Below are 16275 nucleotides of genomic sequence, written 5' to 3'. Positions count from 1 at the left end.
TTCAGAAGCAATTCCTTGCGACAGCTTGTTTACTATACCACTGCCGCAAGGAATCGTCAAGCACTTTTTACAAAAAAATCCATATTTTTTTACAGGTTATCATTGCTTACTTTTTCAAGTATTATTTTTCTATATATTTTTACAAATGTAAACATAAAACCTATTTACTCATAATATACCGAATCGCCTCCTGAATCTGTCTCACATACACCAGCTTAATCCCATCAGCTTTTTCCACCGAGCTTCTGCACACTTCCGGCAGGATCACTGTGTCAAAGCCCAGTTTCTTTGCCTCCTGCACTCTCTGACCGGCCATGCTCACAGCACGCACTTCACCGCTAAGTCCGATTTCCCCAAAAGCCATCAGCTTATCTGGAATTACAATATCCTTCATGCTGGATGCAATTGCCAGACAGATTCCAAGATCAATCGCCGGTTCTGTCATCTTCATACCGCCGGCAATATTTACGTAGGCGTCAGATGAAGCAAGGCGAAGTCCCACCTTCTTCTCCAATACAGCCATCAGAAGATTCACTCTGTTAAAATCTGTTCCCACTGCGGTTCTTCTGGGAATACCAAAATTGCTCTCGCAAACCAACGCCTGGATTTCCACCAGAATCGGACGTGTTCCTTCCATAGAGCAGGCCACTACACATCCAGATGCATTCTCAGGCCGTCCCTCCAGAAGATATTCAGATGGGTTGGAAACCTCCTCAAGACCTGAGCCCTGCATCTCAAATACACCAATCTCATTAGTAGAACCAAACCGGTTTTTTACAGCACGCAGGATTCGATAGGAGGCATGTCTGTCTCCTTCAAAATAGAGCACTGTGTCTACCATGTGCTCCAACACTCTCGGTCCAGCCACGTTCCCCTCCTTGGTAACATGACCAACGATGAAAATCGTGATTCCAAATCCTTTTGCAATCTGCATCAGTACATTGGTAGATTCTCTCACCTGGGAAACACTTCCCGGCGCAGATCCGATTTCTTCGTCAAACATGGTCTGGATGGAATCTATGATTGCTACATCCGGTTTCTTCCGCTCCATCACTTCACGCACTGTATCCAGATTGGTCTCGCATAAAAGCTGAAGATTCTCGTTGAAAGTACCAATACGATTCGCACGAAGCTTGATCTGACGCAGGGATTCCTCTCCAGAAATGTAAAGGACAGAGCTTCCATTCTCTGCCAGATTCCGGCACACCTGTAAAAGAAGGGTAGATTTTCCGATACCTGGATCTCCCCCCACAAGAACCAAAGACCCGGGGACAATGCCGCCCCCGAGTACTCTGTCAAGTTCCCCTATTTTCGTTGTCTGACGTTCATCCTCTTTCAGACTGATCTCCTTCAGAATCACCGGTTCAGACTGCTGCCTGGAAACGGACTTACCGCCTCCTGATGCCTTTTTCCCTGTGGATACAGGTTCTTCCGCAAAAGAATTCCAGGCCTTACAGCCAGGGCACTGTCCCATCCATTTCGAGGATTCGTAACCGCACTCCTGGCAAAAATATACCATTTTTTTGTTTTTTAGCATTTTACAATTTTTACATCAACAGCTGAGCCATTTCCAAGCTCTACGCTGAAAGAAAGCTTTCCGCCAAGGTTGGTCTCCATTTTACCTGTACTTGCTCCGTCAAGATATACCTCATACTGTGCTTCTGCTTCAAGTTCTACAGTAATCTGTGCATCCTCCGGTCCCTCTACGCGAAAACTCATCTGGTTTCCGTCCTGTGCAAGATTGAATACAGCGGTACCTGGTACGGACTCATATACAAACATACCGTTGCGTTCCAGCTTGGTGATCTCCTTGAATGTTTTTACTTTATACATATCTCCCTGATGTGGGTAATCAGAAACCTTTGATTTCTGGTTCTTCTCATAATCTCCAAAGCTGATGGTACCATTTTCCTCTGTACGGATCAGTTCCTTTACTACTGCCATGATGCTTGTCCTCCCTAAGACTCTTTCGTTATGTTCTCCGGCGGATTTCTCCTCGCCAGATCCTTTTCACCGGTTCCCCGATGTTGTACATATTATATAATAAAACTTTTTTCTTTGCCAGTACCTTATATAAAATTTATAGTAATTTTAGAAGATTACGTTACTGTTCAAACAGAATCTTACTTCACTATAAAACGAATTTCTTTATTTCTATACTGTACCTGCACGATGTCTCCCCGCTTGATTTTGCCCTCCAGGAGCTCATTTGCCAGCCGGTCTTCTATCTTGGACTGAATGGCCCGGCGAAGAGGTCTTGCACCGTATTTAGCATCAAATCCGGCTTCTGCAATATAATCTACTGCAGAATTCGTCACATTCAGATGAATATCCATCTGTTCCTCACAACGTTTTTCCAGTGATTTCAGGAGCAGAAGTACAATCTTACGGATTTCCTCCTTATTCAGGGTGTGGAATACCATAATCTCGTCAATTCGATTCAAGAATTCTGGTTTGAAAAGACGGCGCACTTCTTCCATAACGCCGGATTTCATTTTTTCATAATCCTTTTTCTCATCTTTCTGGGAAATAAACCCAAGCTGCTTCGGTTCTACGATTGCCTGGGCGCCCGCATTGGAAGTCATGATAATGATCGTCTGTTTAAAATCCACTTTTCTTCCGTGGGCATCTGTAATATGTCCGTCATCCAGCACCTGAAGCAAAATGTTAAACACATCCGGATGTGCTTTCTCGATCTCATCAAAAAGAATAACACTGTATGGATTTCTGCGTACTTTTTCGCTGAGCTGTCCGCCTTCATCATATCCCACATATCCTGGCGGAGAACCGATCAGCTTGGAAACACTGTGTTTCTCCATATATTCAGACATATCCACACGAATCATAGCCTGTTCACTGCCAAACACAGCCTGAGCCAGTGCCTTGGAAAGTTCTGTTTTCCCAACGCCTGTTGGTCCCAGAAACAGGAAAGAACCAATTGGACGGTTCGGATCCTTCAATCCTACACGACCACGTTTTACAGCCTGAGAAACAGCATGCACTGCTTCCTCCTGACCAATCACACGTTTGTGAAGTTCTTTTTCCAATTGAGCAAGACGTCTGGTCTCTCCCTCCGTCAGTCTTTGTACCGGAATTTTGGTCCAGTCGGATACAATCGAGGCTACGGCTTTTTCGTCCACTTTTCCGGATTTTCTCTGATTCTTCTTTTCTTCTTTTACCTGAAGCTGCTCAAGTCTGGCTTCTGCTTCCTTCTGTTTCTCCTGACATTCTTTGGCAAGACTTAAATAACCAGTTTTGATGGCACGCTCTTTCTCCTGAAGGATTTCCTGAATCTCACGGCTTAAATCCTCAATCTCGGAAGAAGCCTGATATCCGGAAAGCTGTACCTTAGAAGCAGCTTCATCAATCAGGTCGATTGCTTTATCCGGAAGAAATCTGTCGTTAATATAACGTACTGACATTTTAACTGCTGCTTCCAAAGCTTCATCTGATATTTCTACTTTATGATGTCTTTCATAGTATGGGCGAAGTCCTTTCAGGATCTCGTAAGCCTCCTCTTCAGAAGGCTCTTCCACGGTAACCGGTTGGAAGCGTCGCTCCAGAGCAGCATCCTTCTCTATATATTTGCGGTACTCTTCCAGAGTGGTCGCACCTATGATCTGCAATTCTCCACGGGAAAGAGAGGGCTTCAGAATATTGGAAGCGTCAAGGGCTCCTTCTGCTCCGCCAGCTCCAATAATTGTATGAAGCTCATCAATAAACAGAAGAATCCCCTGATTCTCACGTACTTCATCCACGACCTTACGGATACGCTCCTCAAATTCACCTCTGTACTTGCTTCCAGCCACCATTCCAGACAGATCCAACACTACCAGTCGCTTGTCTTTAATCGTCTCCGGAACACTACCTGCAAGAATCCTCTGGGCAAGCCCCTCTGCAATAGCAGTCTTGCCTACCCCAGGTTCTCCTACCAGACATGGATTGTTCTTGGTTCTGCGGCTTAAGATCTGGATCAGTCTGCTGATTTCCTTTTCCCTTCCCACAACAGGATCCAGTTTGCCCTCTGCTGCCATCTGGGTCAGATCACGGCTGTACTGGTCAAGTGCCGGTGTCGGGCTGCCTCCGGGATTTTGCATGGCCTTGGCAGCCTGGAACTCTTCCTGAATAGACTCATTGTCATAGCCCATGGCTCCAAGGACTGCTGCATAAAGCTTCTGGATATTCACTCCCATCGTATATAAAAGCCTGGTTCCAACACAGTCCGTCTCGCGGAGCATGGCAAGGAGCAAATGCTCCGTTCCGGCCTTCTCACAGCCAGAATTCTGTGCCTCTGCCACAGCACTTTCCAGAACCTTCTCTGTTCTCGGACTGTATGACGGCTTCATTTCAATCTCAGTTATATTTCCCACTTCTGCCGGAGTCACCAGCTTATCGATCAGTTCCACCAGTTTCTTGCCATCTACCTGAAATTCCTCCAGGACTCTTCCGGCAGTACCTTCTGTCTCACTTAAAAGTCCCAGCAAAAGATGTTCTGTACCAATATAGCCCAGTTCAAAGTCAATGGCTGCGGCCTTTGCCAGTGTCAGGGCTGTCTGAGCCTGTTTCGTAAATTTATTTCGCATTGATCAATTGTTCCTCCTTACGCTAGTGTACAAACAAGTTGATTTCTCGAACAATCTCGCTTTTATTTCTCATATTCATCCAGAATCTCATCTATAAGACTATGCACTTCTTCCCTTGTCACATTATTGCAGCAGCCCCTTGCCAGCGCAACACGTAAATTCTGCTTCAATTCCTCCATAGCCCTTAACTTATCCACATCCAGACAGATTACTGCGCCTTTTCTTCTGTCAATGGAGACAAATCCTTCCTGGCGTAACAAGGAATAGGCTTTGTTTACGGTATGCATATTAATTCCAATGGTATCCGCAAGCTGTCTGACAGATGGAAGAGGATCTCCTTCCTGCAGCCGGGATGTGGCAATTCCCATAATGATCTGATTCATCAGCTGGGTATAAAGTGCCTCGTCACTCTGGAAATCTATCTCTATTACCATTTTATCCCTCCCTGTAAAAAACAGTGAATATTACAAAACAAAGGGACCGGAGTCATACTGCCCCGGTCTCTTCCTGTCTTTCGTAATAAACACTTCGTTTAAATATAAGCCATCTGTAAAGCTGCAGCGCTCCCTATTCCTACTGAACCGGTGTCTCAGCTGCCGGTGCTTCTTCTGCCTTTACTTCACCCTCTGATGCCTTAGTCTCCTGTGCCGCTGCCTCAGCAGGCGCACTCTCAGCCGGTACTGCAGCCGGAGGGATCTCAACACCCAGAATCTTTCCAAGCTGTACTCTGTCAAGGATCAGATTGAATCCCATCGGGTTGATCACAAATGCCTTCGCCTGATTGATGATAAGACCTGGCAGTTTGGCAAATGGAACCTTGGCTGCCCGAAGCTTCTTGCCTCTTGCAAATTTATCAAATTCCATAACATCTGTAAAAGCCGGCTGAAGAATATCGCCCTGTTTGTTCTTAAGATATGGAATGTTAACCTTGGTCGGGTCTTCCGGATCAGTAGCCATAGCTACCAGGAATTCGGATTTCTTAAGATTCACGATCAGCTCTTCTTCCATTTCACGAAGGTTTACAGTGCGCTCCTCTTTCTTAATCGGGCGACGGAGTTCCTGCATAAAATAGATACCCGAAAGCTGAAGAGTGGAATTAAAAAGTGGCTGCTTCTTCGGCTCAAGCTGGCTGAAGTCTGCCTGTCTGGCAATTCTGGTAAGCTCAACCTCAATCTGATTCTCTCCATCAACCCATACTACACTGTTTACACCGATTGCATAAAGTGTGCCGTAGAATCTTGGGTAGTCTTTCTTCTCATATTTCATTCCCATAAGAAGAATCTTATCCTCTAATTTCTTCTTGCCAAATGCTTTAATCTCTTCTTCTGTGGCAAATACCCACACCTGATCATTAAAGCTTTCCTGATCGCAAATTACATATGGAAGCTTCGTAGCCTGTGAATACGCTACAAAGATTTCGTCTCTTGTCTGTAATTCCTTAATTGCTTCCTGTTCAGTGATTCCCATGTCATTATCCTCTCAGTCCTGGTTTCCTGCTGTCGTATACGAAAATTCTATGAACCTTGTCCTGTCTGGCAGATTTCAAAACATATCGACAAAAACCTAATATAGGTTTTATTTTATAACAAAATTGCAAAAAAGTAAAGTCTAACCGTCAGTGTTTTTATGCAATTTTACCGCGTTCCATACTAGAGCGTGTCCAAAAAATCATTTCTTCATGCTGCACGCCCCAATTTTCAGTATATCTTGTCACGCCTGGCATCCACTGATCCGACAAGCCTTCTCTTATTTTGTCATAAATTCTACAATCTTATCAAGCTGTGCCAGCTGGTCTTCTTTCAGGGCAGACTTTACCGTTACCGTCTCTTCATAGATTTCCATATCTTTCATACCAGAAAGGATTTCCTTCATCTGCTTACCTGCAGTAGGAGCCCAGGTACCGTTTTCCAGGACTGCCACTTTTCTCTTCTGCAGATTGTGGGCAGCAAGTTCATGAAGCAAGGTTTCCATCTTCGGGAAAAGTCCTGCATTATAAGTCGGGCAGGCAAATACGATTCTGTCACAGCGGAATGCTTCCGCTACCAGATAGGAAGGATCTGTTACAGAAACATCATAAACCTTCACATTCTTCTCCCCTGCATCTGCCAGTCTGCCTGCCAGAACATCAGCTGCATTCTCTGTATTTCCATAAATGGAGGCATACATAACCACAACATTATGGTCTTCCGGTGTATAAGTGCTCCATTTCTGATATTTGTCAATAAACCATCCAAGATCCTCTCTCCAGATAGGACCATGAAGTGGGCAGATCATGGCGATATCAAGTGTAAGAGCCTTTTTCAGGGCACTCTGAACCGGTCCGCCGTATTTTCCAACAATATTTACCAGATATCTTCTGGCGTCATCCAGCCACTCTTCTTTAAAGTTTACTTCATCTGCAAACACATTTCCATTCAGCGCTCCAAAAGTACCAAAAGCATCTGCGCTAAAAAGCACTTTGTCATATGCATCGTATGTAACCATTGCCTCCGGCCAGTGAACCATGGGGATCATGGCAAACGCAAGGGTATGTTTACCTGTACTGATGGTATCTCCCTCTTTGATCACAACTGCATGGGCGTCCACGTCAAAGGTAAAGAACTGTTTCATCATGTTAAAGGTCTTGGCATTTCCCACAACCTTCACTTCCGGGAATCTTCTTACCACCTCTTCCACAATTGCACAATGATCTGGTTCCATATGGTTTACGATCATATAATCCAAAGGTCTGTTTCCAAGAACATGCTCCAGATTTTCAAAAAACTGTCCGCTTACAGACTTGTCAACTGTATCCAGAAGCACGGTCTGCTCATCCAGAATCACATAAGAGTTGTAGGAAACTCCTCTTGGAATCGGGTAAATATTTTCAAAAAGGGCAAGTCTTCTGTCACTTGCACCGATCCAGTATAAATCTTCGTTTACTTTTTTCACATTGTACATAATGATTCCTCCTAATGCTTTTGCTAAACAAATTCTGCAATACAGAACTCTCTGGCTTTTGTATTTTCATCCTGTCAGGACTTCCATAACCAAAAACAGACAGGAAACACTCTTGTCTCCTGCCTATTTTATACCACTTAATTATGCTTCGTCAATTGCTTTTCCAATATCATGGCGCATATATTTATTTGCGAAAGTGATCCACTCTGTTGCCGCATAGGCATTTTTTCTGGCCTCTTTCAGATTGCTGCCTGTGGCTGTGATTCCTACAACACGTCCACCATTTGTAACGATCTGTCCGTCCTTAAACTTGGTTCCGGCATGGAAACAGTAATATCCCTCTTTATCCTTGAAATTCTCAAATCCATACATCGGGATTTCTTTCTCATATTTCACCGGATATCCATCGCTTGCAAGAACTACACAAACAGCAGCATTGTCCTCAAACTGAAGATCGATCTGATCCAGAGTTCCATCAATGCAGGCTTCCATAACTTCTACAATGTCGTTCTTCATACGTGGAAGAACAACCTGTGCTTCCGGATCTCCGAAACGTGCATTGTATTCCAGTACCTTCGGACCATCTGCAGTCAGCATCAGGCCAAAGAAAATGATTCCTTTAAATTCTCTTCCTTCAGCAGCCATTGCATCCACAGTTGGCTGATATACATATTTCCTGCAGAACTCATCCACCTCTTTTGTGTAGAAAGGACTGGGTGAAAAAGTTCCCATTCCGCCTGTATTTAAGCCCTGGTCACCGTCCTTTGCACGCTTATGATCCTGTGCGGAGGTCATGGTTTTAATTGTTTTTCCATCCACAAAAGAAAGAACGGAAACTTCACGACCGGTCATAAATTCCTCAATAACCATGGTATTTCCGGCGCTTCCAAACTTCTTATCTTCCATGATCTCTTTCACACCAGCTTCCGCTTCCTGAAGATTCTGACAGATCAGAACACCTTTTCCAAGAGCAAGTCCGTCTGCTTTGAGGACAATAGGGAATTTTGCTTCGGTGCGAAGATAAGCCAGTGCCTTTTCCGGGTCATCAAAATTCTCGTATGCAGCTGTTGGAATGTTGTATTTCTTCATCAGATCCTTGGAAAATGCCTTGGAGCCTTCCAGGATTGCTGCATTTTTACGAGGTCCGAATACTCGTAAACCACGGGATTCAAACTCGTCTACTATACCGCCTACCAACGGATCATCCATACCGATGATAGTAAGGTCTACCTGATTTTCCTGAGCAAAATCAGCAAGTTTTTCAAATTCCATAGCACCAATGTTCACGCACTCCGCATACTCTGCAATTCCTGCATTTCCCGGTGCACAGTAAATCTTATCTGCCTTAGGGCTTCTGGATACGCTCCATGCGATTGCATGCTCTCTTCCGCCGCTTCCTACGATCAGTACTTTCATAATCTCCTCCTTAATCGCTGATAGTCACAATATGATCTTCTACCGAAATCTTTCCATTGGCAATGAGATTAATTGCTTTCGGAAGGATCTTCCACTCTGCCTTTTCCATTACACTTCTCTGAAGAGACTGAGGGGTATCATCCGGCTCAATTTTTACTGCTTTCTGCAAAATAATAGGGCCGGTATCTGTACCTGTATCCACGAAATGAACAGTAGCACCTGTTACTTTCACTCCTCTTTTTAAGGCAGCTTCATGAACATGAAGTCCATAGTATCCTACACCGCAAAAGGATGGGATCAGGGATGGATGGATGTTGATGATCTTATTTGGAAATGCCTCCACGATCATAGGTGGAATTGCAACCAGATAGCCTGCAAGAACAATCAGTTCTGCACCGTTTTCCTGCAATTTCTTTAAAAGTGCCTTATGAAATTCTTCACGGTTTTCAAATTCTTTAGGGGAAATACAGACAGCCTCTATACCATGGTTCTTCGCTCTTTCCAGTGCGTAAGCATTTGGATTATTGCTGATCACAAGAGAAACTTCCGCGTTGGTGATCCTGCCGGAATCAATGGCATCCAGGATTGCCTGGAGATTGGTACCGCCTCCTGATACCAGGACAGCAACCTTTAGCATAATGTCACTCCCTTTTCTCCTGCTTCAATACGTCCTACTACGTATGGTGTCTCACCTGCTGCCTTGATTGCTTCCATAGTCTTATCTACATCAGCCGGATCAACTGCCAGAACCATACCAAGTCCCATGTTGTAGGTGTTGTACATCATCTTTTCTTCAATGTCTCCGGTCTTTGCAAGAAGCTTAAAGATCGGAAGTACCGGATAACTGTCTTTCTCAATCACGGCTCTTGTACCCTCTTTCAGCATACGAGGTACATTCTCATAGAAACCGCCGCCTGTGATATGGCTGCATGCGTGGATCTTAACCCCTGCATCCTTAATGCTCTTAAGAGCTTTTACATAAATCTTGGTTGGTGCGATCAGCGCCTCACCAAGGGTAGTTCCAAGTTCATCATAATATGTGTCCAGAGACTCTTTTGTCATCTCAAATACTTTGCGGACAAGAGAGAAACCATTGCTGTGTACGCCTGAGGAAGCCATTCCGATCAGAACATCTCCGGTATTTAAATTTTCTCCTGTAATCAGGTCTTTTTTATCAACAACGCCAACTGCAAATCCAGCCAGGTCATACTCGTCTACCGGATAAAATCCTGGCATCTCAGCAGTTTCGCCGCCGATGAGGGCTGCGCTTGACTGGCTGCAGCCTTCTGCAACGCCTTTTACGATCTCAGCAATCTTTTCCGGATAGTTCTTTCCGCAGGCAATGTAGTCCAGGAAGAAAAGAGGTTCTCCGCCTGCACATGCAATATCGTTTACACACATTGCCACACAGTCGATTCCAACAGTGTCATGTTTGTCCATAATAAATGCCAGTTTCAGCTTGGTTCCAACTCCGTCAGTTCCTGAAACCAGTGTAGGCTCTTCCATATCCTTGAAGCTGTTCATGGAAAAAGCACCTGAGAATCCGCCGATTCCTCCAAGTACCTCTGGTCTCATAGTCTTTGCAATATGCTGTTTCATTAATTCTACTGATTTGTATCCTGCCTCAATATCAACGCCCGCGTTCTTGTAATCCATGCCTTTTTCCTCCCAGAATTTTATGGTTTCTATTATGGTGTTTATTATGGTTTTCATAGAAAAATCCTGCCTCGCAGGATTCTTCACCTGCATAAGCAGAAAGGGTTATTACGCCCCTGCTGTGTAACTCTATTTTGTATAAGCCTTATGTCCCACTTCCTGTAATTTCGCATCCTTGGCTTCGACCTGCTCCTTCAGCTCCTGGCTGTAGGCTTTCAGACGTGCAAGAAGCTCCGGATCGGATGTTGCAAGAATCTTCGCTGCAAGAAGACCGGCATTTGCCCCTCCGTTTATTGCAACAGTTGCTACCGGAATGCCGGATGGCATCTGTACGATGGAATACAGGGAATCTCTTCCCCCAAGTGATGTAGTGTGCATAGGAATTCCGATAACAGGCATCGGAAAAATCGCTGCGCACATTCCTGGTAAATGTGCTGCCATACCGGCACCTGCAATGATGACCTTAAATCCCTTTTCCTCAGCTGTCTTCGCATAATCAAAGAACACGTCCGGCTCTCTGTGTGCGGAGATGATACGCATTTCGTAATCAATCCCAAGTTTCTCCAGAATGTCTGCTGCCTTGCTCATTACCGGCATATCTGAATCACTGCCCATTACAATTCCTACTTTTGGCATAATATTCTCCTCTTTTAGTTATATTTAGAACTACCATTCGCGTAAATTCTACTAAGAATAACATTTTCTGTCAATACGATTGGGGCAAAGAAAAATTTTGTAGGGCTAATTAATTTTGCTGTTAGATTTTAAACTTTCCTTTATTCCTCAAAAGGTTTATTCAGTTCTTCTGTTCCGGCCAGCACAAATCTGCCATCCTCAATAATTGAAATTTTCTCCCCATTCTTTCCAAGAACACAGATGCTTCCCAATTCATCATAAGGAATGGTAATATCTGTATGACAGCCAAAGTACGCCTTGCTTATATCTTCTTTTCTCAGAATGGAGATTTCATTATCTCTTGCAATGATCTCTTTTCCATCCGGATTGTACATGGCAGTATCCTCAGACCAGCTGTAACAGGTATCACCTACTGCAAAATGAGGTCCCATTTTTTCTGCAATCAGAATAGGCAGCTTATCTGCAATATTGTATTTCTTCGCAGCTACATAAGCCGTAGTATTCGTTCCGATTGCAAATTCACCCATTGGAAGTGTTGGATGATGGAACAGGATATTATCTTCAATATATTTTTTATTCTCTTCTTCATTTTCAAAATTCCCGCAGGAATAGGATACAATTTTTCCATCTTTAAATTCAAGCTTCAGATCACGGAACTGAAGACCTTCCAGATATACCTGGCTTACGTGAAGAAGACCGTCTGTTCCGGAAAGGACCGGGGAAGTAAACACTTCGCCAACGGGAATATTTACATCCGCTACACAGTTCTCGAAATTGGACTGCTTCGCCGGGTCTGTAAGAGTGTGCAGATGTATCCTGAGATCTGTTTCATTCGCTCCTTTTCCCTTTACAGATACCCATTCTGCGGTATCCAGAGTATCGATAAGAGTCTGCTGGATTTTCTGGTAAAGCTGGTAATCCAAGGTGTTGATTTTCACAATCTGGCGGAAAATCTCCTCATAATCACCGCCGATTTCAGGAACCGGATATGCAATAATGGTAAAGCTTCTCTCATCACCTTTAATGTAGCGGTTTGTAATCTGTCCAGCTTCATTTTGCATCTCAATTTCCAGCTTCTGCTGAGCATCACTGAACTGCCATGCCTCTTTTACACTCACTGGTGAAAACGGAGCTTCCCCAAATACCTCAATGCAGGCCGGACCAGCGTGAACATACGCCAGTTCCTTATATTTCTCATAGGAAGTCTGCAGGGCACGAAGACGCTTCTGCACAAAATCCTGATCCAGAAAAAGTGCCCCGTCCTGTCGATGATCATAGTCAAACTGCGGATTTGCAACAGCGCCTGTATAGCCAATTCTATAAGAGCCGCGCCTGTTTACCGCATGGGTCGGATAGCGATATATGACTGGCTTCAGCCCCATCTCCTCAAACTGAAGAACTGCCGCTTTTACCATACGTTCAAAGCCAAGGTTGTAACGGATATTGACTGTTTTCTTTTTGCTCAGGTCTTTGTGTCCATTTACAAATCCCAAACGGTAGCCCTCTGTATAAGTTCTTGCGCAGGAATCGATTTCTTCCTGGGAAAGACCGTTAAGAAATGCAGCCACTCCAAGTTCATTCTCTGTAATGTATTCTCCAAACAGATACAGGTAACGAAGGTCTGAAAAATCAGAATGCATGATAATTTTTGCCGCAAAATCCAACTCCGGGTCCACGCACTCTCTGGTGCGGTACTCTATCATATCCTGGCAGTAATCATTTGCATAGGAATTTAAAATCCCCCTCAATTCTTCCTCTGTAGGAACCTCCTCCTGAGCAAAAGCGCCATAAACTTCCAGAAACAGCTCCAGAAGCACAGTTATGTCCCACAGCCTCTTTTCAAAGGCATAGACCACAATACCACGTAGTTCTGCATACAGGAAAGAAAAGTCCCTTCCGTATTCCCCAAGCTTTTCACAGGCATAAACCGGATTTCCGTAGCTGTTTTTATAATTTTCCGGAAGGATATCTGCATACAGATCACGATTCAGTTCTTTCCATTCATCTATAGATAGATCAGCCGCATCTGCAAGTTTCTTTGGTTCCCTGGCTTCTCCCAAAAATACAACGCCATCCATTATTTCCACATTTTTTTCAAGAAAAGCAGCTGTTTTCTGGAAAAAGTCCAGATATGGCATCTGTACTGCTTTCTCCTCTTTGATCTCACATACTCTTTCTTTTGCAAGAGCATAACGTTCCATCAGTAATTCGTCCACTCGTTTCCCTCACTCTTCCTTTTTATTTATACGAAGCTATCCGTCACGGCACTGACAGAGCCTGTTTGAATAATTGTTTCCGCGATCAGCACACTTCTTATTCTTTTTTGGACATATCGTCGATCACATGTCCTTTTTCTACATGCTGGTCGATCAATTCCTGCATATATTCCCAGATCTTTGGTGCTCCCTCACCAGTACGGCGGTTTCGTGTGTAAATCTGACTTTTCTTCACGCCATGCTCTACCCAGCTGATTCCATCTGTAGCATTGTTCAGAAAAAGAGGCTGACTGTTGTCCAGCATGTGCGCATATTTGGCCTCTGGTGTTTCATAAGCTTCGAACTCTTCCCAAAGATCATAAAGCCATTTTCCCTGGTCTTCTGGAAGAATGCCGTAAATGCGCTGTGCAGCAGCTTCTTCTCTTGTATGCTGGGTAGCTCCCCCAACAGCGTCATAAGCATAGGTATCTCCGGCATCAATCTCTACCAGATCATGAATCAGTACCATAGGAATGACTTTGGAAAGATCAACTTCCTCTGGTGCATATTCTTTCAAAAGTACTGCCATAAGTGCCAGGTGCCAGGAATGTTCTGCATCGTTTTCCTTACGTTTTCCATCCGCCAGATAGGTCTGACGCATAATATTTTTCACTTTATCTGCTTCCAGAATAAAGTCTAATTGTTTTTTTAAACGTTCATCCATATATATTCCCCTTCCCTGTCTGATCAATTGTTATTGCTTTCAATCGGATTTCCGTCATACATACGCCGTGCTCTACAATCCGGTCAGGTACACTCCGATCCACACAATCAGGATCAGTCCATTGCTGATTGAACCGATAATGCTGGTTTTATGGCTTCTTCCTTCCTCAGAAAAGCTGAGCAGCCCCATAATAAATCCGTATACGGAAAGAAGGGTGGCAAATAAGCCCACTCCTCCTACCAAAAAACCAAAGCTGTCATCCAAGAGATATGCCAGAACAACAGCCGTTATAAACAACAAAAAGGACGCTGCCGCCAGACCGGCAGACAGCTTCCCTTTTTTCGCTTCTTTTTTCTTTGTAAATGAATATCTATATCTTCTTGCCATAATGGAACTTTCTCCTAAATGGACATGTCTGCTTGCGCAAGCATGTCAAAATATGAAAGTCAGCTGCTGCCATGCAATATCCATAAATCCGCTTAGGTAAGCATGGCTCATACATGGCTGCCATCCAGAACTTTCCTTCGAATATGATTACAGATGAAAAAAAGAACATACCCCAAGGTTGCCCCCAGGGTGTTCAAAATCATATCATCCACATCGAAACAGCCAACCTTCGTGACCAGCTGGATCACTTCCACAGTCAGACTTAATATAAATCCTGATACGCAGATGAGAAAACCGCTGTTCATTCTTCGGAAAATAACAGGAAGGATAAACCCGAAAGGCAGAAAGCCTATCACATTTCCGAATATGTTAGAAAATACTGCAAATGTGCCAAGCTGCTCCCGGTATATCCAGAACCTTCTGATTTCCACAAAGGGAATCAGATTATACCTGTATACCCGCTGCGTCTCTGCCGCCCTGCCATATTCCTCTGAAAAGAACAGAAAATAAACAAGAAAGATTATATAGATGACGAACAGCAGGATTCCCATACGGCGAATTAAAGTCTTCGTTTCCTTTTTCAAAAAAATCCCCTTAAATCATCATATCGGATTTGCCCTTCAGAAGTCTGGCACCATTCACGATCATGAGAATACCAGTGGACACACCTGTCACCAGTGTGATGATCCCAAGTGCAATACTTCCGGCACCTACGCCAGATACGATTTTGTAAAGCTTTTCACTCATCAGCATTTCCTCCTTTTGCCATTATGCTGCCAGTTGCCGCAGCACACTTTCAGAATTTTTAATGCTGCATAGAATTCTCTTATTCTGCGCCGTACTGCTCATAGTATGCATCAATAGCAGCTTTTAATGTGTCATCAATGATGACTTTCCCTTTATACTCTTTGTTGTAAAGATGCTCTACTACCTCTGCCATAGTTACAATAGCAGTTGTCTTAAGGCCATATTTCTCCTCAATCTCCTTTAAAGCGCTCTTGGTACCCTGTCCGCGCTCCATACGGTCTACAGAAACCACAAGACCGATTGGGGAAACGTCACCCTGAGCTTTGATGATCGGCAGAGTCTCCTGAATAGAAGTTCCGGCTGTCGTAACATCCTCGATAATCACAACCTTATCTCCGTCCTCAATCGGGCTTCCAAGAAGAATTCCCTTATCCCCATGATCCTTTACCTCTTTACGATTGGAGCAATAGCGGATATCCTTGCCATACTCCTCGCTGATTGCCATTGTCGCTGCAACAGTCAGCGGAATTCCCTTGTATGCAGGTCCAAAAAGCACATCAAAATCCAGACCGAATTTGCTCTCAATTGCTTTTGCATAATACTGTCCTAATTTTCTTAACTGAGCTCCTGTACGATAAAATCCTGTGTTTACAAAAAATGGAGTTTTTCTTCCGGATTTGGTTACGAAATCTCCAAATTTCAATACATTGCAATCAATCATAAACTCAATAAATTCCTGTTTATACTGTTCCATTTTTATCCTCCTCGTATATGGGCTGTATCTGTTATTGGTCTTTCTTAAAGCATATTTGAAAAAAACTCTTGCATATGCCGTTTTCAAAGCAAAACCCAGTTACATTATTGTTCACTTAGTGATCAGTAATGTAACCGCTTTACGCTCTCTTTATAGTAACACAAAATATGGGCGTGGTCAAAATCTCTTTTAACCCGCGAAGTAAAACCTATTTCAGTGTTACTGTTCACTCCGTTC

The 16275-nt window shown here is 43.9% G+C and carries 17 protein-coding genes; all 17 read right to left on the bottom strand.

Annotated elements, in window-relative coordinates:
• Positions 1 to 160 precede the first annotated feature (160 nt).
• Positions 161 to 1537 (bottom strand): DNA repair protein RadA, encoded by a 1377-nt coding sequence (gene radA, locus AB5170_RS03220; RefSeq protein ID WP_173772801.1) that lies wholly within the window; start codon positions 1535 to 1537, stop codon positions 161 to 163.
• Positions 1531 to 1944: an endosialidase gene (locus AB5170_RS03215; protein WP_118579014.1), complete on the bottom strand. Its 414-nt coding sequence runs from the start codon at positions 1942 to 1944 to the stop codon at positions 1531 to 1533. Before AB5170_RS03215 ends, radA begins: the two co-directional genes overlap by 7 nt.
• A 179-nt stretch (positions 1945 to 2123) precedes the next feature.
• The gene (locus tag AB5170_RS03210) at positions 2124 to 4583 is read right to left on the bottom strand and encodes an ATP-dependent Clp protease ATP-binding subunit (RefSeq protein ID WP_173772800.1); all 2460 of its coding nucleotides are present in this window, start codon (positions 4581 to 4583) and stop codon (positions 2124 to 2126) included.
• 62 nt (positions 4584 to 4645) lie between these two features.
• Complete coding sequence (locus AB5170_RS03205) at positions 4646 to 5017, bottom strand: GntR family transcriptional regulator (RefSeq protein WP_118579020.1); 372 nt, start codon at positions 5015 to 5017, stop codon at positions 4646 to 4648.
• Positions 5018 to 5156: 139 nt separating this feature from the next.
• Positions 5157 to 6050 carry an SseB family protein gene (locus AB5170_RS03200; RefSeq protein ID WP_173717280.1) on the bottom strand — a complete coding sequence of 298 codons (894 nt, stop codon included), beginning with the start codon at positions 6048 to 6050 and terminating at the stop codon, positions 5157 to 5159.
• Between the two features lie 157 nt (positions 6051 to 6207).
• The gene (locus AB5170_RS03195; RefSeq protein WP_368361416.1) at positions 6208 to 6306 is read right to left on the bottom strand and encodes a DUF6783 domain-containing protein; all 99 of its coding nucleotides are present in this window, start codon (positions 6304 to 6306) and stop codon (positions 6208 to 6210) included.
• 23 nt (positions 6307 to 6329) lie between these two features.
• Positions 6330 to 7523 carry an FprA family A-type flavoprotein gene (locus tag AB5170_RS03190; protein ID WP_118579023.1) on the bottom strand — a complete coding sequence of 398 codons (1194 nt, stop codon included), beginning with the start codon at positions 7521 to 7523 and terminating at the stop codon, positions 6330 to 6332.
• Positions 7524 to 7664: 141 nt separating this feature from the next.
• Complete coding sequence (gene purD / locus AB5170_RS03185) at positions 7665 to 8939, bottom strand: phosphoribosylamine--glycine ligase (RefSeq protein WP_173772799.1); 1275 nt, start codon at positions 8937 to 8939, stop codon at positions 7665 to 7667.
• Positions 8940 to 8949: 10 nt separating this feature from the next.
• A complete protein-coding gene (gene purN, locus AB5170_RS03180) occupies positions 8950 to 9576 on the bottom strand; it encodes a phosphoribosylglycinamide formyltransferase (RefSeq protein ID WP_173735192.1) in 627 nt (208 codons plus the stop codon).
• Positions 9570 to 10595 carry a phosphoribosylformylglycinamidine cyclo-ligase gene (purM, locus tag AB5170_RS03175; RefSeq protein WP_118579246.1) on the bottom strand — a complete coding sequence of 342 codons (1026 nt, stop codon included), beginning with the start codon at positions 10593 to 10595 and terminating at the stop codon, positions 9570 to 9572. The genes purN and purM overlap by 7 nt, the downstream gene beginning before the upstream one ends.
• A 129-nt stretch (positions 10596 to 10724) precedes the next feature.
• Positions 10725 to 11231, bottom strand: coding sequence for a 5-(carboxyamino)imidazole ribonucleotide mutase (purE, locus tag AB5170_RS03170; protein ID WP_118579028.1), 507 nt, complete (start codon positions 11229 to 11231; stop codon positions 10725 to 10727).
• 140 nt (positions 11232 to 11371) lie between these two features.
• Positions 11372 to 13447: an aminopeptidase gene (locus AB5170_RS03165; protein ID WP_330602741.1), complete on the bottom strand. Its 2076-nt coding sequence runs from the start codon at positions 13445 to 13447 to the stop codon at positions 11372 to 11374.
• Positions 13448 to 13544: 97 nt separating this feature from the next.
• Positions 13545 to 14150 (bottom strand): HD domain-containing protein, encoded by a 606-nt coding sequence (locus AB5170_RS03160; RefSeq protein ID WP_118579031.1) that lies wholly within the window; start codon positions 14148 to 14150, stop codon positions 13545 to 13547.
• A 72-nt stretch (positions 14151 to 14222) separates the two neighbouring features.
• Entirely contained in the window at positions 14223 to 14537 is a 315-nt protein-coding gene (locus tag AB5170_RS03155) for a DUF6142 family protein (protein ID WP_148462743.1), read from the bottom strand.
• Positions 14538 to 14644: 107 nt separating this feature from the next.
• On the bottom strand, positions 14645 to 15121 hold the full coding sequence (locus AB5170_RS03150; protein WP_233456030.1) for a VanZ family protein: 477 nt from the start codon (positions 15119 to 15121) through the stop codon (positions 14645 to 14647).
• Positions 15122 to 15131: 10 nt separating this feature from the next.
• Entirely contained in the window at positions 15132 to 15284 is a 153-nt protein-coding gene (locus AB5170_RS03145) for a hypothetical protein (RefSeq protein ID WP_173717277.1), read from the bottom strand.
• A gap of 79 nt (positions 15285 to 15363) precedes the next feature.
• Positions 15364 to 16038, bottom strand: coding sequence for an orotate phosphoribosyltransferase (gene pyrE, locus AB5170_RS03140; RefSeq protein ID WP_118579037.1), 675 nt, complete (start codon positions 16036 to 16038; stop codon positions 15364 to 15366).
• Positions 16039 to 16275 lie beyond the last annotated feature (237 nt).

Origin of the sequence: Ruminococcus sp. RTP21484sp1_RTP21281st1_A8_RTP21281_210402, assembly GCF_040914025.1 — a bacterium.
Taxonomy (GTDB): Bacteria; Bacillota; Clostridia; order Lachnospirales; family Lachnospiraceae; genus Blautia_A; species Blautia_A faecis.
The sequence above is the reverse complement of the archived record's forward strand: the minus strand, read 5'-3'. Positions and strand labels throughout refer to the sequence as shown.